This is a genomic window from Flavobacterium sp. UBA7663 (genome assembly GCF_002483315.1).
Lineage (GTDB): Bacteria > Bacteroidota > Bacteroidia > Flavobacteriales > Flavobacteriaceae > Flavobacterium.
The window spans coordinates 1-19,278 of the sequence record NZ_DLHR01000015.1 but is presented as its reverse complement, the minus strand read 5'-3'; the positions used below and the strand labels follow the sequence as shown (position 1 = coordinate 19,278).

The 19,278-nt window shown below is 34.2% G+C and carries 12 protein-coding genes; 8 read left to right on the top strand and 4 right to left on the bottom strand.

Annotated features, from left to right (window positions below; translation table 11 throughout):
- Nucleotides 1–120 precede the first annotated feature (120 nt).
- The 3 genes from mdh (at nucleotide 121) to B2741_RS04680 (ending at nucleotide 4,821) form a co-directional block, all read left to right on the top strand.
- Complete coding sequence (gene mdh, locus B2741_RS04690; RefSeq protein WP_133610056.1) at nucleotides 121–1,053, top strand: malate dehydrogenase; 933 nt, start codon at nucleotides 121–123, stop codon at nucleotides 1,051–1,053.
- A 301-nt stretch (nucleotides 1,054–1,354) separates the two neighbouring features.
- Nucleotides 1,355–4,279, top strand: coding sequence for a protein translocase subunit SecDF (gene secDF / locus B2741_RS04685; RefSeq protein ID WP_291135876.1), 2,925 nt, complete (start codon nucleotides 1,355–1,357; stop codon nucleotides 4,277–4,279).
- An 80-nt stretch (nucleotides 4,280–4,359) separates the two neighbouring features.
- Nucleotides 4,360–4,821: a hypothetical protein gene (locus tag B2741_RS04680; RefSeq protein ID WP_291135874.1), complete on the top strand. Its 462-nt coding sequence runs from the start codon at nucleotides 4,360–4,362 to the stop codon at nucleotides 4,819–4,821.
- 49 nt (nucleotides 4,822–4,870) lie between these two features.
- Here the strand turns inward: B2741_RS04680 and lgt are convergent, their stop codons facing one another.
- The 4 genes from lgt to folE all read right to left on the bottom strand — a co-directional run bounded on the left by lgt (nucleotide 4,871) and on the right by folE (nucleotide 8,600).
- Nucleotides 4,871–5,803 (bottom strand): prolipoprotein diacylglyceryl transferase, encoded by a 933-nt coding sequence (lgt, locus tag B2741_RS04675; protein ID WP_291135872.1) that lies wholly within the window; start codon nucleotides 5,801–5,803, stop codon nucleotides 4,871–4,873.
- A 249-nt stretch (nucleotides 5,804–6,052) separates the two neighbouring features.
- Nucleotides 6,053–6,310, bottom strand: coding sequence for a membrane protein insertion efficiency factor YidD (gene yidD, locus B2741_RS04670; RefSeq protein ID WP_291135870.1), 258 nt, complete (start codon nucleotides 6,308–6,310; stop codon nucleotides 6,053–6,055).
- 68 nt (nucleotides 6,311–6,378) lie between these two features.
- Nucleotides 6,379–7,866, bottom strand: coding sequence for a cysteine--tRNA ligase (gene cysS / locus B2741_RS04665; protein WP_291135869.1), 1,488 nt, complete (start codon nucleotides 7,864–7,866; stop codon nucleotides 6,379–6,381).
- Nucleotides 7,867–7,928: 62 nt separating this feature from the next.
- Nucleotides 7,929–8,600: a GTP cyclohydrolase I FolE gene (folE, locus tag B2741_RS04660; protein ID WP_291135867.1), complete on the bottom strand. Its 672-nt coding sequence runs from the start codon at nucleotides 8,598–8,600 to the stop codon at nucleotides 7,929–7,931.
- 157 nt (nucleotides 8,601–8,757) lie between these two features.
- Between folE and B2741_RS04655 the strand changes: the two genes are divergently transcribed.
- The 5 genes from B2741_RS04655 to B2741_RS04635 form a co-directional block, all read left to right on the top strand.
- Nucleotides 8,758–9,171 carry a hypothetical protein gene (locus B2741_RS04655; protein WP_291135865.1) on the top strand — a complete coding sequence of 138 codons (414 nt, stop codon included), beginning with the start codon at nucleotides 8,758–8,760 and terminating at the stop codon, nucleotides 9,169–9,171.
- A gap of 7 nt (nucleotides 9,172–9,178) precedes the next feature.
- Nucleotides 9,179–12,268 (top strand): gliding motility-associated C-terminal domain-containing protein, encoded by a 3,090-nt coding sequence (locus tag B2741_RS04650; protein WP_291135864.1) that lies wholly within the window; start codon nucleotides 9,179–9,181, stop codon nucleotides 12,266–12,268.
- 52 nt (nucleotides 12,269–12,320) lie between these two features.
- Nucleotides 12,321–13,241 carry a PorP/SprF family type IX secretion system membrane protein gene (locus B2741_RS04645; protein WP_291135863.1) on the top strand — a complete coding sequence of 307 codons (921 nt, stop codon included), beginning with the start codon at nucleotides 12,321–12,323 and terminating at the stop codon, nucleotides 13,239–13,241.
- Nucleotides 13,242–13,261: 20 nt separating this feature from the next.
- On the top strand, nucleotides 13,262–15,127 hold the full coding sequence (locus B2741_RS04640; RefSeq protein WP_291135861.1) for an OmpA family protein: 1,866 nt from the start codon (nucleotides 13,262–13,264) through the stop codon (nucleotides 15,125–15,127).
- Nucleotides 15,128–15,279: 152 nt separating this feature from the next.
- The coding region (locus tag B2741_RS04635; RefSeq protein WP_291135859.1) for a choice-of-anchor J domain-containing protein at nucleotides 15,280–19,278 on the top strand (3,999 nt) is incomplete at its 3' end.

Sequence of the window (19,278 nt, the reverse complement as noted above, 5' to 3'; positions counted from 1 at the left end):
CCGATAAATCATTTGTCTTTAATCAAAAAAAAAATACTTGCTTTTGGTAAATTTGTCAACGGAAATATTGGAGTTCAATATCAATTTTAATTTTTATAAATATTTAATATACACAACAAAATGAAAGTAACAATAGTAGGTGCGGGTAACGTGGGTGCAACATGTGCAGATGTTATTTCGTACAGAGGAATCGCAAGCGAAGTAGTATTAGTGGACATCAAAGAAGGTTTTGCTGAAGGTAAAGCGATGGATATTATGCAATGTGCTACAACAACTGTATTCAACACACAATTAAGCGGAACAACTGGCGATTATTCTAAAACAGCAGGAAGTGATGTAGTAGTTATTACATCTGGAATTCCAAGAAAACCAGGAATGACTCGTGAAGAATTAATCGGAATTAATGCAGGAATTGTTAAATCGGTTGCTGATAACGTATTAACTCATTCGCCAAACGCAATTATTGTAGTAGTGTCAAATCCAATGGATACAATGACCTATTTAACATTAAAAGCTACAGGATTACCTAAACACAGAGTAATTGGAATGGGTGGTGCTTTAGATAGCTCACGTTTCAAATATTTCTTATCGAAAGCATTAGACAAACCAGCTAATGATATTCAAGGTATGGTTATTGGAGGTCACGGTGATACTACTATGATTCCGTTAACTCGTTTAGCTTCTTACAATGGTGTTCCAGTTTCTAATTTCTTATCTCAAGCTGAGTTAGATAAAGTAGCTGCTGATACTATGGTTGGTGGTGCTACTTTAACAGGTTTATTAGGAACTTCTGCTTGGTATGCGCCAGGAGCTTCTGTAGCGTATTTAGTAGACAGTATCTTAAACGATCAAAAACGTATGATTCCATGTTCAGTTTTCTTAGAAGGTGAGTACGGACAAGAAGATATTTGTATGGGAGTTCCATGTATTATTGGTAAAAATGGTATCGAGAAAATCGTTGATGTACAATTAAATGATGCAGAAAAAGCGTTATTTGCTAAAAGTGCAGATGCAGTTCGTAATATGAATGCTGATTTAAAGTCAGTATTGTAATTTTACGTCAAAATAGAATTGAAAAACTGTCAAGAAATTGGCAGTTTTTTTTTGTTATTGCTATTTTTAAAAATGGTTTTAAAATTTATTTTTTGCTGTAAATTAATAAGTTTTCAACAATAAATAAAGGATTGTGAAATACTTTTTTAAGTTGCAAGTCTTTCATTATTAGGTTGTAATGGCGTTTTATGATTAAACTTGTATAAAAAGGGTATTTTAATCCAAAATAAAATTGCTTAATCCTATTGTAAATTATATATTTGTCCGTTTTTATAAAATAGAATAAATAAAATTTAGAATAATGCAGAATAGAGGACTTATTAAATTTTTCGCAATTATCTTTGCTTTGGTATGTGTATACCAACTTTCTTTTACTTTCGTAGCGAATAGTATTGTTTCTGATGCAAAAGCTTTTGCAAAAGGAGATACGGCTAAAGAATTACGCTATTTAGATTCTATAGGGAAAGAAGAAGTATACTTAGGACATACTTACAAAGAAGTTACTAATAACCAAATCAACAAAGGTCTTGACTTAGAAGGAGGATTGAACGTAATCCTTCAGATTTCGGTTAAAGACGTTTTAAAAGGATTGGCTAACGATTCTAAAAATCCAGCTTTCAACAAAGCGCTTGCTGATGCAAAAGCAAATCAAAAAGGAAATCAGGATTTTATTGATGCTTTTTTCGAAGCGGCAAATGCTGGTAATGTAAAATTAGCAGCTGCTGATGTTTTTGGAAACAGAAACTTAGATGAAGTTATCAAATTTGATATGACCAACAAACAAGTTGAGCCAATCATCAAACAAAAAGTTCAAGAATCTGTAGAAAGTGCTTTCAAAGTATTGAGAGAGCGTATCGATAAATTTGGTGTAACTCAGCCTAACATTCAATTATTAGGAAATTCTGGTAGAATTTTGGTAGAATTACCAGGAGCTAAAGATGTTGATCGTATCAAAAAATTATTACAAAGTACTGCTCAATTAGAGTTTTGGGAAACCTACAAAATTGAAGAAGTTGGACAATATTTAATGGCTGTTGAAGACGCATTAAAGAAAACAGAAGTAGCTGTTAAAGCTGCTCCAACTAAAACTACAGGAATCGATTCATTATTAACTGACAAAGTAGATACTACTGCTGCAGCTAGTAACAGCCCATTTTTAGGTAAAATGTTAGCTCCAGGTCAGCAAGGTGCTCCACATGTTGGAACATTTGCTACTAAAGATACTGCAGCAATCAATGGATATTTAAAAAGAGCCGATATTAAAGCTTTATTACCAGCTAATTTAACAAACATTAGATTTGCTTGGGGTAAAACAAACGAGAAAAATCCAGATATTACAGATTTATATGCATTAAAAGGAACAAGAGATAATGTTGCTCCTTTAAGTGGTGGTGTAATTGTTGATGCAAAAGATACTTTTGATCAAATGGGTAAACCAGCCGTTTCTATGCAAATGAATGGTAATGGATCAAGAAAATGGGAGCAAATTACAGGAGCAGTTTCGCAACAAGGAAATGCTATTGCAATTGTTTTGGATAATATTGTTTACTCTGCACCAGGTGTAAGTAAAGGAGCTATTACTGGAGGTCAATCAGAAATTTCAGGAAACTTCACAATTGATGAAACTAAAGATTTAGCAAACATCTTAAGAGCAGGTAAATTACCAGCTGCTGCAGAAATTGTTCAATCTGAAGTTGTAGGACCATCATTAGGTCAAGAAGCTATTGACAATGGTATGTTGTCATTCGTTATTGGTTTTGGTTTAGTATTATTATGGATGGTAGTTTACTACGGTAAAACAGGATTCTATGCTAACTTAGCTTTATTAGTAAACATCTTGTTCATTTTTGGAACATTAGCAAGTTTTGGTGCTGTATTAACATTGCCAGGTATCGCAGGTATCGTATTAACAATCGGTATGGCGGTAGATGCTAACGTAATCATCTTTGAAAGAGCAAAAGAAGAATTAGATAATGGTAAATCGGTACAAGAAGCTACTGATTATGCATTTACTTGGAAAGGGGCAATGTCATCTATTATTGATGCCAACGTTACTACAGCAATTACAGCTATCATCTTATTAGTATTTGGAACTGGACCAATTCAAGGTTTTGCTACAACATTATTAATTGGTATTTTCACTTCTGTAATTACTGCAGTTTTTGTAACAAGAATGTTCTTAGATTGGAGTTTAAGCAGAAATGAAAAATTAGCGTATTCAACTTCATTAACTAGAACTTGGTTTAAAAACTTAAATATTGATTTCTTAGGGAAAAAGAAAATTGCTTATGCTGTTTCTGGAGTTTTGATTGCATTAAGTATTTTCTCTTTAGTAACTAAAGGATTAAATGAAGGTGTAGATTTCGTAGGAGGTAGAACATATCAAGTACGTTTTGATAAAGCCGTTTCTGCACCAGAAGTTGCAGCTGACTTAGTAGCTGTTTTTGGAAGTGCTGAAGCTAAAATTTATGGTGGAAACAATCAGTTAAAAATTACTACTAAATATAAAATTGAAGAAGAAGGTGAAGGAGTTGATAAAGAAGTAAATCAAAAATTATTTGATGGTTTAAAGAAGCATTTACCAGCTGATTTAACTTACGATAAGTTTGCTAACTTGTATGAAGGAAAACAAATCGGAATTTTATCATCTGCTAAAGTAACAGGTACTATTTCAAAAGATATTAAAACAAATTCACTTTGGGCAGTTTTAGGTTCCTTGTTTGTTGTGTTTGCATATTTAATGATTAGTTTCCGTAAGTGGCAATTTGGTTTTGCCGCGGTTATAGCAGTTGCGCATGACGTAATCATAGTGTTAGGTATTTTCTCATTTTTCTATACTATTTTACCTTTCAACATGGAGATTGATCAAGCGTTTATCGCAGCAATCTTAACGGTAATTGGATATTCCTTGAATGATACCGTAATTGTATTTGATAGAGTACGTGAATACTTAGATTACAATTCGTCACCAGATTTCAAAGGGTTAGTAAACAAAGCGTTAAATACCACATTAAGTAGAACTATTAATACTTCTGCTACAACATTAGTGGTATTAGTTGCTATCTTCATCTTTGGAGGTGAAACTATTAGAGGTTTCGTATTTGCTATCTTAGTAGGTATCTTAGTAGGAACTTATTCATCATTGTTTATTGCAACTCCAGTGATGCAAGATACAATTGGTGAAAAAGAAGGTCGTAAAATGGCTGAATTCAAAAAAGAAGACTAAGAAATTAGTTTACATTATACTAAAAAGTCCTGATTTATATCAGGACTTTTTTTATATTTATAATTCTAAAATGATAAATTATGAAAGCTAAACTTATTTTAATTGGACTTGTCTTTGTATTAACTTCTTGTAACAAGAATGAAGTATATGAAGAATTTAATCGTGATTTTATAGATAATCGCTGGGAAGTAAACGATATGAAGTCATTTGTGTTCGAAAATATGCAATCTGAAGGGGTTTGTGAGTTAAAGTTGCACTTTGGACACATAAGTGGGTTTCAATTCAAAGAAGTGCCTTTAGAGGTGGAAATTACGTCTCCTGATGGTAAAGTCGAAACACTTCCAGTTATTATGAATCTTATTGATGAAGCTGGAAAGGATATTGGTGATTGTTCAGGTGATATTTGCGATGTTTTTCAAACTATTAAAACCTTTGATACACTTGAAAAAGGGAAATATAAAATAGATATTAAAAGTAAATTTGAAGGCCCTTATTTACCAAATGCTTTAGGAGTTGGAATACTTATTGAAAGAAAAAAATAAAAAAGTCGGTTAGAATTTCTAACCGACTTTTTTATAATGGATTATTAAATTAAGCTTCTTTAACCAGTTTAGCTTTCCAAACAAAGTAAAATCCAATAAGAATAAACGGAATACTCAACCATTGTCCAGTTGAAAGTGCGTTAAAAATAGGATATTGTTCAAAACCACCTTGACTTTCCTTAACAAATTCCACAACAAAACGAATTGACCAAAGTAAAATTAAGAACAATCCAAATAAATAACCCGCTTTGTTTCTAGCTTCCGTTTTCCAGTATAAAAACATCAAAATAGCAAACACAAAAACATAACAAATGGCTTCGTATAATTGAGCTGGGTGTTTTGGTGTTACAGCAGCTAATAATTCGGTAAATTGTGGATTAGTTTCAATGGCTTTGTAAGCTTCGTTAACATCGCCAATTTGGGTTTGTTCCATCGCTTCTCTACCATTGTATTTATCTCTTAAGAATTTAATTCCGAAAGGAGAAGTAGTTTCAGTTCCTACGATTTCAGAGTTCATGAAATTCCCTAAACGAATGAAAATTGCTCCTAATGAAACGGGAATTACAATTCGGTCTAAAATCCATAAAAACGAACGCTTGATGACTCTTCTTTGGATGTAAAACATAGTGATAATGATGCCAATTGCCGCACCATGACTCGCTAAACCAGCAAAACCAGTAAAATGTAGTGTAGGTTTAGTGCTAATTGGTAATAAAATACTCAAAGGATCTTCGTGAAATAATTCAGATTGATAAAAAATTACGTGTCCTAATCTAGCGCCTAACATTGTTGCCACCAAAGTATACACAAAAAGTTTATCTAAAGATTCTACAGATTCGTTTTCTCTAAGAAAAATAGGTTTCATTACATACCAACCTAATCCAAAGGCTAAAACCCAAGAAAGGCTGTAAAAACGTAACATGAAAATCCCTAAATCTATTCCTTCTGCAGGATTCCAAACCATATTTAGTGCGTGAATCATAATAATGTGTAAATGTTTAAAGGGTAAAAATAAATAATAAAATTGGTAAACATGTTAAAATTCCGATAAGAAATTTTTTCAAGAGCAATGACAATTTCAAAAATCAACTTCAAACTTGAAACAAATTATCAGGAACACAGATTGAAGAAATTTAAATAATTTTAAAAATTTGATAAGTGAAACGCTCTGTGCATCTCTATTCAACACATTCAAAATCAAAAAAAACTCCGTGCATCTCTGTGTAAAAAATTAAGGAACAGGATCATAACCACTTCTTCCCCAAGGATGACAACTGAAAATCCTTTTAATTGCTAACCAACTTCCTTTAAATAATCCGTGTTTCTGTAACGCTTGAATGGTGTAAGTGGAACACGTAGGTTCAAAACGACAAGTAGCCGGTGTAAAAGGAGAAATCCCAACCTGATAAAATCGAACCAATAAAACAAAAGGATAAATAATCCATTGTTTTAGGGTTTTTGGATTTGATGAAGTATGATGACTGCACATAATTTTCGCTTGTCTGTTAAAAAAAAGAATCCCTAAAAAGAGATTCTTTGTGTTTGATTATATAAAATTTAGGCACTAAAAGTAGTACCATCTTTTCCGTCTTTTAATTGGATTCCTAAGGCTAATAATTGGTCGCGAATTTGGTCAGATAAAGCAAAGTTTTTATTGGCTCTAGCTTCGTTTCGCATTCCAATTAGCATTTCAACAACTCCTTTTAATTTATCTGTTGCATTTGAACTTCCCGATGTTGCTTCATTACTAATTCCTAATACATCAAACAAGAAACTTGAAATAGTGGTTTCTAAAAGTTGAATGTCTTCAGCTGTTAATGTTGCAGTTCCGTCATTTACCAAATTGATAAAACGAGCACCTTCAAATAATTGTGCGATTAAAATTGGTGTATTGAAATCGTCGTTCATCGCATCATAACAACTTTGTTTCCAAGAAGCAATATCTAAAGTAGAAGTGTTGCTTGCTTTCAACATCGGAATTAATTTGTACGATTCCATTAAACGAGTATATCCTTTTTCGCTTGCTAACATCGCATCGTTTGAAATATCTAAAACACTTCTGTAATGCGCTTGTAAGAAACAAAAACGTACAATATTAGGTTGGAAAGGCTTTTCGAAAAACGTATTTTCACCCGTAACCAATTCCATTGGAAGAATATAATTTCCGGTCGATTTACTCATGCGTAAACCGTTCATGGTTAGCATATTGGTATGCATCCAAAAATTCACTGGCGAATGTCCGTTACAAGCTTTTCCTTGCGCTACTTCACATTCATGATGCGGGAATTTCAAATCCATTCCACCACCGTGAATATCAAATGTTTCTCCTAAGTATTTCGTACTCATTGCTGTACACTCTAAATGCCAACCTGGAAAACCTTCACCCCAAGGCGAGTTCCAACGCATAATATGTGCTGGAGAAGCATTTTTCCAAAGGGCAAAATCTTGTGGATTTTTCTTTTCGTTTTGTCCGTCTAAATCACGTGTGTTAGCAAAAAGTTCTTCGATGTTACGGTTACTCAATTCACCATAATTCATGCCTTTCTGATTGTAAGCAAACACATCAAAATAAACCGAACCATTGCTTTCGTAAGCAAATCCTGTGTCAATTAATTTTTGAGTTAACTCAATTTGTTCTAAAATATGTCCCGTTGCAGTAGGTTCAATCGTTGGTGGAAGAAAATTAAACGCATCCAAAACCTTGTGAAAATCCACCGTATATTTCTGTACGATTTCCATAGGTTCTAATTTCTCTAATCGCGATTGTTTTACAAAACGGTCGTTATCCACATCACCATCATCGGTTAAATGTCCGGCATCGGTAATGTTTCTTACGTATCTTACTTTATAATCTAAATGTAATAAATATCTAAAAATCACATCAAACGACATAAACGTACGAACATTTCCTAAGTGCACATTGCTGTAAACCGTAGGACCGCAAACATACATTCCAATATTTCCTTCATGAATAGGAGTAAAGGTTTCTTTCTCGCCCGAAAGCGTATTGTATATTTTCAACGTTTGATTTTTATGTAATTCCATGTTTTATGATTGCTCAATATTTGTGATAGTTTAAATTAAAATTCTGATTTCAGAATTCTAAATTAAAATTGTGTGTCTAATTTGATGTAGTCTAAAAATTCTCTACGAACTTTATCTTCTTTGAATTTTCCGCCAAATTCAGCCGTAACCGTACTGCTTTCAATATCGCGAATTCCTCTTGAGTTAACGCATAAGTGTTTAGCATCGATAACACAAGCCACATCATCAGTTCCTAAAACTTTTTGTAATTCTTGTACAATTTGCATTGTTAAACGTTCTTGAACTTGAGGTCTTTTTGCAAAATAATCTACAATACGATTCATTTTAGATAAACCAACTACCGTTCCGTTAGAAATGTAAGCTACATGAGCACGACCTACAATAGGTAGTAAGTGATGTTCGCAAGTAGAATATACCACAATGTTTTTTTCAACTAACATTTCGCCATATTTATATTTATTGTCGAAAGTAGAAGAGCCTGGTTTTTTGTTTGGATTTAGTCCTCCGAAGATTTCTTTTACAAACATTTTGGCAACACGATTTGGTGTTCCTTTTAAACTATCATCGGTTAAATCTAAGCCTAATGTGTTTAAAATATGTTCAACATCTTTTTTAATCAATTCAATTTTTTCTTCGTCAGAAATAATAAATGCATCATCTCGCATTGGAGTTTGAGCACTCGTTGCAATATGGTCGTTTCCTATCTCGTCCTGAAAATCCTCGTTTTGTGTCATTTTACCAATTAGTTTTAATAGCAATTTTAAAGTGACGCAAAGATAAATAATAAACTTTAGATTTTATTTTTAAATGTTAATTATTGAAAAAAAAGTATCTAGTTTTAAATTTTTGTTAAATTTGTGGTTCTATAAACTAACTATCAAACTATAAAAAATGAAAAAAGTATTACTTTTTAGTATCTTTTTGTTTTTTCAATATGGTTTCTCTCAAACCACATTAGGTAAAAACGATGCTATTTTTAAAGGGGTTAAAATCGAAAATCTTCAAGACCCTAAACTAGATTTTATAAACAACGCAAAAATTTCTTGGGATTTTTCAACTCTTGATTTAACAAACAAGGATGTTTCTATTGAAGTTGTAACTATTTTTGATTGCTTTAATGGCGAAAATGCTTCTGACTTTAAAGAAACAATTAAAGTTTTAAATAAAGAAAACTTTGTTAAAAAAGGGAATCGTGATTTAATTCATGTTGAAGTAGGGGCAAAGTGTTTCAAATGGAGATTAGTTTTGGTTGAAAATAGCCAAACAAAGGTTTCTGATTGGTCTTATTTCTCATTTCTAAAATAATCAGATTATGAAATTACTTTATAAAATAATATTTTTATTAAGCTTTAGCTTAACATTTGCGCAATCGCCTGATTGTGCAACGGCTTCTGCAATGTGTTCTGGTCAAGGAGGACCTTACAACAATACACATCCAGGTACGCCTGGAGGAAATCAAACTGGTTATGGTCCTATTACTGGTTGTGGTGGTAGTGGAAGTCATGGAAATAATGGTTCTTTAGGCTCAACACCTCGCCCAGCATGGTTTACTTTTCAAATTGGACAATCGGGTCCTATTGAATTAAACTTACAGCAGTTTAATATGTCAGGAACTGGTATTGATGTTGACTTTGCTTTATGGGGTCCTTTTTCAACTAATAATTTAGCTAATATATGTAGTAGTTTATCTGGGTTTCCAGGTTCAACTTATACAGGTCCATGTAATCTTGTAGATGCAAGTTATAGTTCAACGTTTAATGAAACTGTACATTTCCCAAATGCAGTTGTTGGGGAAACATATTTATTGTTGGTAACAAATTTTAGTACTCAACAAGGTACTTATACAATTAACCAAGTAAATGTTACTCCTTCATCTGGTCAAATATCATGTGATGTGGTTTGTGGAGTTAATTTAGGTCCAGATAGAATTTTATGTGGAGCAGCAACAAGTGTAACTTTAACAGCTTCTTTTTTACAAGCACCAACACAACCAGGTTCTCCTATATATAGTTGGTATCTTGGTGGAGCTTTACAATATACAACACCAACAAATACTACAACTGTAAGTCAAAATGGTACTTGGTCAGTAAGTGTTACAAGACCAGGATGTTCTGATGTAGCCACAGATGACGTTGTGGTTAATATTGTTGGGGCAGTTCCTTTTAATAATACGGGACCTATTGTGGCAACACCAGGAGAATGTAATCCTGTGATTGATTTGACTTCTTATCAAGCAGCTTGGGTTGCACCATATGATCCTGCAAGTTTTGTATTTGTATATTATGATGAAAATGCGAATGTAATTACTAATCCATCAGCATATACTCCAACTTCATCAACATCTATATTTGTTGAAATTAATGCTGGTCCGTGTAATGCTACTGAGGAAATTAATGTAATTGTAGATTGTGTACCTTCTACATGTGCTATTACTTTAACATCACCTGTAGGAACAAATAGTCAAGTAATTTGTCAAGGTAGTGCTATTGCTGATATTGTTTATACAACTAGTGGTTCAGTTACTGGTGTTACAGCTACAGGTTTACCAACAGGTTTGACAACAAGTTTTGCCACTGATACTTTTACAATAAGTGGTACGCCAACACAAACAGGAACGTTTAATTATACAGTTACTACTGTAGGCTGTACTCCTAGTGTAAGTCAGAATGGTACTATTACAATTGTAAGTGTTCCCGTAGTTCCAACAATTAATTCTGTTGCGCCAACATGTTCAGCAAATGGTAGTAGTACAGTTTCAAATTATGATAGTGGTGTAACTTATGTGTTTACTCCAGCTGGTCCAACCGTTGGTGCAGGCGGTGTAATCTCAGGAATGGTTACAGGAACAAGTTATACAGTTTTAGCAAGTAATGGGACATGTTCTTCTACATCTTCTTTACCTTTTGTTAATGATATTATGTTGGTTACCCCAGTTGCACCTACAGTTTCAGTTACGCCTGAAACATGTTCATCAAATGGCGTTGCTACAATATCAAACTATGATGCTAGCATGTCTTATACATTTACGCCAGCTGGACCAACGGTTGGAGCAGGTGGATTGATTTCAGGGATGACAGTTGGGACAAATTATACAGTTACAGCTTCAAATGCTAGTTGTACCTCTGTAAATTCAGCATCATTCAGTATTAATGCAATTTTAGTTACTCCAGCAGTTCCAACAATTATTTCTGTAGGACCTACGTGTGTGATAAATGGTTCTAGTTCTATTTCAAATCATGACGGAAGTTTAACCTATACTTTTTCTCCAGCTGGACCAGCTGTTGGGGTAGGTGGTGCTATCACAGGAATGATTACAGGAACAAATTATACTGTTGCTGCTAGTAATGCGACTTGTACATCTGCCTCTTCATTAACTTTTAATAATGCAGCGCAATTATCAATTCCAGTTACTCCTATAATTTCAGTTTCAGCTCCAACTTGTTCGTCAAATGGTGTTGCAACTATAACAAATTATGTTCCTGGATTAACTTATGTATTTACACCTTCAGGACCATCAGTTAACGCTTCAGGTGTTATTTCAGGAATGACAGTTGGTAGCAATTATGTGGTTGCTGCTAGTAACGGAAGTTGTGCTTCAACGGATTCAGCTTCATTTAGCATTAATGCTATGTTAGCAGCTCCAGCTACTCCTACTTTGAGCACAGTTGCTCCTACTTGTACAGCAGTTGGTTCTAATTTGATTACGAATTATAACGTTGCTAATACCTATACATTTTCACCAACAGGTCCTACAGTTGGAGCAGGTGGAGTTATTTCAGGAATGATAACGGGTACTAGTTATACGGTTGTTTCTAATGATGGAACTTGTTCATCAGCTACTTCTGTTTCATTTGTAAACGCTGCACAATTAAGTAGTCCTATTGCTCCAACATTAACTGTTATAAATTCAATAATTTGTTCAGGTGAAAGAGCTATTTTCCAAATTAACGGTACGGCAAATAATATTATTACTTATTCTATTAATGGAGGAAGTGACCAAACAGTAACTTTAAGTGCTGCTGGTATTGCAACTGTTGAAGTTGTAAGTACGACGGTTCTTGTTTCAATTGAATTACTAAATATTAGTAATGGAAATTGTTCGTTAGCTCTTTCTGATGTAGCAAGTGTTACTGTTCAACCTTGTTCTATTCCAAAAGGAATTTCTCCAAATGGTGATAATCTAAATGATGAATTAGATTTAAGTTTCTACAATATTGAAAAGTTAGACATTTTTAATAGATATGGAACTAAAGTGTATTCTAAATCAAATTATGAAAACGAATGGCATGGTCAATCGGATAACGGAAATGAATTACCAGACGGTACCTACTATTTTGTAATTGATTTTACAGATTTAGAAACCAAAACTGGTTGGATATACATTAATAGAGAACATAAATAATTTAAAAAGTTAATATTGTAAGCTTAGCTTATTTTAAAATAAATTAAAAATAATGAAGAAACTATTTTTAGTAACTTTAAGTGTAATTGCCTTTACGGTTGAACTACATGCCCAGCAAGATCCGCATTATACGCAATACATGTACAATATGAGTGTAATGAACCCGGCCTATGCGGGTAGCAAAGAGAATTTATCATTAGGATTATTACATAGAAAGCAGTGGGTTGAGATTGAGGATGCGCCTACCACGACCACTTTTTTTGGACATTCTCCAGTGGGAAAGAATGTTGGAATGGGATTATCGTTTATTTCAGATAAAATTGGACCAGTAGAGGAGAACAATGTTTATGCTGATTTTTCTTACACATTAAATTTAGGAGGCGAACACAAATTAGCTTTTGGATTAAAAACGGGATTAACGTTGCACAAAGTAAGTTTGTTTGATGATGTTTATTCAACGTTGCCAGATGTTAACGATCCTGCTTTTTCAGAAAATACGAGCAATTCGTATTTCAATATTGGATCTGGACTTTTCTATTATACGAATAAGTATTACTTAGGATTTTCGATTCCGAATTTAATGAAGTCAAAGCATTTAGATTTTAATGGAAGAGAATTTGGTTCAGAAGTATCGCATTATTTTGTAACAGGAGGATATGTGTTTGATATCAATCAGAATGTTAAATTCAAGCCCTTTTTCATGATGAAATCGGCCTTTGAAGCGCCAACATCTTTGGATTTATCGGCTAACTTCTTGTTTAATGAGAAATTTGAGATTGGTGGAACCTATCGATTAGAAGACAGTTTTGGAGCCATGGTTAATTATGCCATTACACCAAATATAAAATTAGGTTACGCTTATGATCATATCGTATCGGATTTGAATGTAACAACGCCATCTTCGCACGAGATTATATTGTTGTTTGATTTGAACTTCCCGAAAAAAGTATCAAGTTCACCAAGATTCTTCTAACCTAAACCGACTAAAGTACAATGAGAAATTTATATGTAACATTAAGTTTTGTGATGGTAAGTGGAATACTTAGTGCACAAAATCAATATACCAAAACAGCAGACAAATTATTCAATAGATATGAATACGTTGATGCAGCCAAAGAATATTTAAAATTAGCCGAAGGCAGTAAAGCCGATAACTACGTTTACAAACAATTAGCTGAAAGCTACTACAATGTTTTCAATACGAAAGAAGCATCAAAATGGTATGCAAAAGTAGTAGAGCAAAAGCAAGATGCGGAAACGTATTACAAATATGCTCAAATGCTAAAAGCAGAAGGGAACTTTAAAGAAGCCGACAAACAAATGCAACAATTTGCTCAATTGGCACCAAACGACCAAAGAGCCAAAACATTTTTAAGTAATCCAAATTACCTTCCAGCATTAAAAGGACAAAGTAAATTGTACGACATTGCCAAATCAGACGTAAGTAGCGATAAAACTGATTTTGGTGCTGTACTTACTAATGATAACAATGTATATTTTGCAAGTGCGAGAAACACATCAAAAAGAAACAGCAACTTCAACGAAGAGCCGTATTTGGACATCTACAAAGCCACTTACAACGCCAATGGAACCATTAGTGATGCAGTAGCGGTAGATAACATCAATACCAAATGGCATGATGGACCAGCAAGTATTACAAGCGATGGCAACACGATGTACTATGGTAGCGAGAGTTTTAATGAAAAAGAATATGTAAAAGATAAAGCCAAAAAATCAAAATTTGGTAAAATTTACCTTTACAAAGCTACAAAAGAAGGCGATAAATGGTCAAACAGCAAACCACTTCCATTTAATAATAAGGAATATGATGTTAGAAATCCAAGCATAAGCAAAGATGGAAAAACATTGTACTTCTCATCAAACATGCCAGGAGGCTTTGGAGGAGAAGACATTTGGAAAGTAGCTGTAAACGGAGACGAATATGGTACGCCTGAAAACTTAGGAGCTAAAGTAAACACTGAGGCAAACGAGAGTTTTCCATTTATTACAGACGACAACATTTTGTTTTTCTCATCAAACGGGAAACAAGGTTTTGGAGGATACGATATCTTCAAGATGGACTTGAACAAAGGTACAGAAGCGATGAACGTTGGTGAACCAGTAAATACATCAAAAGATGATTTTGCTTTCACTTACAATGCAACTAAGAAAGTTGGCTTTTTCTCAAGTAACAGAGATGGAGTAGACAACATCTACAAAGCAGATCCAGTTTGTAACGTACAAGCATTAGTTCGAGTAAAAGACGCTAAAACAGGAAAAGTAATAGAAGGAGCAACGGTAATGTTAGTGGATGAGAAACAAAAAACAGTTTCAAATCAAACCACAGCATTAAACGGAGAAACTTTAACAGGTGTAGCGTGTTATACAGCTTACAGCGCTCAAGTATCAAAATCAGGATATGAAAGTGGTGTATTTGAAGTAACAAAAGCAGAAAACGAGCAAGTTGTAGTAGAAGCTTTATTAACTCCAATTATGCCAATCATCACAGAGAAGGAAGTTATTTTAGAACCAATTTACTTTGAGTTCAACAAAAGTAACATCACAGCAGAAGGAGCAGCAGAGTTAGACAAGTTGGTAGCCGTAATGAACGAGTATCCAAACATGGTAATCTTTGCAAAATCGCACACAGATAGCAGAGGAAGTGATAAGTACAATATGAATTTATCAGACAGAAGAGCAAAATCGACTGTTCAATACTTAATCAGCAAAGGAATAGCAAAAGATAGAATTTCAGGACAAGGATTTGGAGAAAGCGAACCAAAAGTAGCTTGTAAACCATGTAACGAAGAACAATACGCACAAAACAGAAGAAGTGAATTCTTAATTGTGAAGAAGTAATATTGTTTTCTGTCTACAACATATATCTCTTGTTTTTGAACAAGAGATATATGTTTTTTATCGATTAAATAAGCTTTTGGTCGATATTAGAAAATGACACAAAATAATTGTGTAAATTTGATATTTAAACAAATCATAACTATAAAATAACTATGAAAAGAATTTTACTTTTTATAATGACGTTTTTCTCAATCTTTGGTTACGCTCAGTTTCCTGAGGATTTTGAAGGTGCGACTTTTCCTCCTGCAGGCTGGGTTGTAGAAGATAACGGCGTTGGAACAGCTCAAAGTTGGGGTATAACTACTGCCACCGGTTTTGGTTGGGTTTATCAAGGTGCAAGATCAGCAATGGTAAATAGAGATAATGGAGCAACTTCTACTGGCTTAGCACAAGATTGGTTAATAACACCTCAAGTTACAGTTCCAGCAAACGGACAAATTAGATTTTATGCTAGATCAGGTTCAAATGGGGAACAAGGAAGTATATACAAGGTAATGATGTCAACAACAACTCAAAATAGAGCTGCTTTCACAACGACATTAGCTACTTATACAGAGCTTGATATTGAAAACTTACCATTTGAGCAAATGGTGATTCTGCTTAATGCTTATGCGGGTCAAAACGTTTATTTTGCTTTTGTAATGGAAGTAAATAATGGTTTAGGTGATAGATGGATTATCGATAATGTTAAAGTAGATCAACAATGTTTAACGCCAACGGCTTTAAATGTAGTGCCTTCAACAAATTCAGCTGTTTTATCATGGACAAGTCCTAATCCAGCTGGACCATGGGAAATTGAATATGGACCTCAAGGTTTTGCACCTGGAACAGGAACTATAATAAATGTAGCAACAAATAATTACACACTTACAGGATTAGCACCATTATCACCTTATAGTTTTTATGTAAGAACTATTTGTGAGGCTGATAACGTAAGTCCTTGGTCTATTGTTAGGAATTTTTCTACTACTGTTGCTCCACCAGTTTGTGGGGGTAATTTTGTAGATCCAGGAGGTGCTACAGGACAATATGGTAATAACTTTAATAATACTGCAACTCCAGTAGTTATTTGTCCCACTAATCCAGGGGAAATTGTAACGGTAACTTTTAGTTCATTCAATACAGAAGCAAATTGGGATGCATTATATGTTTATGATGGGCCAAATACAGCTTCACCATTAATTGCTAGTGGTAATCCGGCGGGTAATGTGCCTGGTGGTTTAGCGGGAGGTTATTGGGGTACAACAATCCCAGGTCCTTTTACATCTTCACATCCTAGTGGATGTTTAACTTTTGTTTTCAGAAGTGATGGTTCAGGAACTAGAGATGGATGGGTTTCTAATATTGGTTGTTCAACATGTCCTCCACCTGCCAGAGTTAATTTTGTAAGTGCTACAGCATCGTCATTAGAAGTTTCTTGGGTTAATTTAGCTCCATCCGCTACAAGTTTTGAAGTTATTTGGCTTCCTGCGGGTTCTCCTTCACCAAATGCTACTTCAACTGGTCAAATTGTTACAGGAAATTCATATACGATTACAGGTTTAACTTCTGATACAGCTTATGATGTTTATGTGAGACCAATTTGTGGTGCTACAACAGGAAACTGGTCAGTAGATGGTACTTTTAGAACACAACCAGATTATTGTGGTGGTGATCATTTCTATGATTTAGGAGGAGCTACAGCAAATTACCCAGATAACGTTACGGCTGTTAATGGTACAACAACAATTTGTCCTGAAAATGCTGGAGAGGTTGTTACAGTTTACTTTAATTCATTTAATTTAGTTAGCAGTATAAATGATTCTTTGACAATTTATGATGGAGATTCAGCAACTGGAACTCCAGTTGGAACTTATTTTGGAACTAATATTATACCCTCATATACAGCAACTTCTCCAACAGGATGTTTAACATTTGTATTTGTATCAAATGGTTCTCAAAATGCGCCAGGTTGGGATGCTACAATTTTATGTGGTCCACCATGTCCTTCCATTACGTCTGTTTTGGATAGTTCATTACCTGCAGCTGGAGCCCAAGATATAATTCGCGTTTGTCAAGGACAGACTGTTGAGTTTACTGGTAGTGGTGTTTTTGCTGCAAGTGGAGTAGGTGCAACTTATTTGTGGGATTTTGGTGACGGGACTACGACACCAGGTCAAACAGCTTCACATGTGTTTGCAAATGAAGGGATTTATTTAGTTAATCTATTTATTACCGATGCTAATGGTTGTAGAAATTCAAATAGATTAAACCAGTTGGTTTATGTTTCAACTACACCAACTTTTACTTCTAATGTATCCGATAACGAAATTTGTTTAGGACAAAGTGCAACTATAACTGCATCAGCAACTCCAGTTACTTTTACAAAAGAGTGTGCTCCACCAGTAAGTGGTACTACGTTTTTACCTGACGGAAGTGGGGTTTCATATCAAACGTCTATTCCGGTTGATTGTTTTCCTTTTGGAACTACCATTACATCTGCAAGTCAAATTACTTCAGTTTGTATTAATATGGAGCATTCTTATTTAGGAGATTTAGAAATTAGATTGGTAAGTCCAACAGGACAATCGATTGTTTTAAAAGCTTATCCAGGAGGTGGTGGAACTTATTTAGGATGTCCTTTAGATGATCCAGCTGTAGGTCCCGGAACAGGAAGATTATATTGTTTTACTCCAACAGCAGTTGGGCTTATGGTTGCTGGACCAACTTCAAATTGTGGGACACCAAATGGTGCATCAATTAATGCTGGAAATTATGCGCCAGTTCAGCCTTTCACTAATTTGATTGGCAGTGATTTAAACGGTGACTGGTCATTAATTATTACAGACAATCTTGGAATTGACAATGGTTATATATTTGATTGGAGTATTAATTTTGATAGTTCGTTACTACCAGCTGATTATCAATTTACTCCTGTAATTACAAGTACAAACTGGACACCAAATCCTGATATTACTAATATTAGTGGAAATCAAATTACTGTTACACCTACAACGGTTGGTAATCATTGTTATACTTACAATGTTACGGATGATTTTGGATGTACATATTCAGAACAAGTATGTTTAGATGTTGTTCCGGGAGTTGAATTTACAGATTTAACTGTTTTACCAACAGAAATTTGCGATGGAGAGAATGCAGTTTATACTTTTACAGGAACACCAAATTCAATTGTTACTTATAATATTAATGGAGGTGCAGATCAAACAATAAATTTAGATGCTGCTGGAAATGCTACATTAACTTTGTCTGGTTTAACAATTACTACAGATATTAATGTGACTTACATGACAGCCCCTTCAGTTCCAACTACTGGAAACGCAATAGCGACTGTAGGAGGTGTTAATCCAAATAATTCAACTGGCGCTATATTGGCCGCAGGTACTACTGCAAATACAGCAAACTCGACAACTATTAATGCTACCAATAATACGGTAACATTAACTTTAGCCAATATTGTTCCTGCAGGAACTCCTATTACTGTTAGTGTGGCAAAAAATAATACTACAGGTGCTGTTAATATTGTTGATGGTCCATCAACTTTGCTTTTCAATACAGGAGCTTTAAATACATTGCAACATGTTACTTTTATTAAAGGTACAACATCAAATACAATTACTGTTAATAGAGCAAATGGAACAGTTTTCTTAGATGGTGTTTCTTATAGTTACAACGAATTAGGTTGTGATAGACCTTTAAACGTTACTACTTCTGTTGTAGTTTATGCAAATCCAATTGTTTCTGTTACACCAGCCACTTGTGTTGCAAATGGTTCTGCAACTGTAACAAATTATAACCCAGCATTTAATTATGTATTTAATCCAATAGGTCCAACCCTTGATTCAAGCGGAAATGTGACTAATTTTGTTTATGGTACTTCATATTCTGTTACGCTTAATAATGTAACTTGTTCTGCAGTTCCTACAACTTTTGTTATTGATGAAATTTTACAAAATTTGTCAACCCCTATTATTCTAACTACAGCACCAACGTGTTTAGCAGATGGATTTAGTACAATTACAAACTACGATGCAACTGCTACATATACTTTTACACCAACAGGACCTTCTGTTGATGTAACAGGTTTGATTACAGGAATGGCATTAAATACATTGTATGAAGTTACCGCATCAAATGCTACATGTACATCA

Coding starts and splice junctions, on each gene's coding strand:
- mdh (WP_133610056.1), top strand. CDS start 121: ATGAAAGTAACAATAGTAGGTGCGGGTAACGTGGGTGCAACATGTGCA.
- secDF (WP_291135876.1), top strand. CDS start 1,355: ATGCAGAATAGAGGACTTATTAAATTTTTCGCAATTATCTTTGCTTTG.
- B2741_RS04680 (WP_291135874.1), top strand. CDS start 4,360: ATGAAAGCTAAACTTATTTTAATTGGACTTGTCTTTGTATTAACTTCT.
- lgt (WP_291135872.1), bottom strand. CDS start 5,803: ATGATTCACGCACTAAATATGGTTTGGAATCCTGCAGAAGGAATAGAT.
- yidD (WP_291135870.1), bottom strand. CDS start 6,310: ATGTGCAGTCATCATACTTCATCAAATCCAAAAACCCTAAAACAATGG.
- cysS (WP_291135869.1), bottom strand. CDS start 7,866: ATGGAATTACATAAAAATCAAACGTTGAAAATATACAATACGCTTTCG.
- folE (WP_291135867.1), bottom strand. CDS start 8,600: ATGACACAAAACGAGGATTTTCAGGACGAGATAGGAAACGACCATATT.
- B2741_RS04655 (WP_291135865.1), top strand. CDS start 8,758: ATGAAAAAAGTATTACTTTTTAGTATCTTTTTGTTTTTTCAATATGGT.
- B2741_RS04650 (WP_291135864.1), top strand. CDS start 9,179: ATGAAATTACTTTATAAAATAATATTTTTATTAAGCTTTAGCTTAACA.
- B2741_RS04645 (WP_291135863.1), top strand. CDS start 12,321: ATGAAGAAACTATTTTTAGTAACTTTAAGTGTAATTGCCTTTACGGTT.
- B2741_RS04640 (WP_291135861.1), top strand. CDS start 13,262: ATGAGAAATTTATATGTAACATTAAGTTTTGTGATGGTAAGTGGAATA.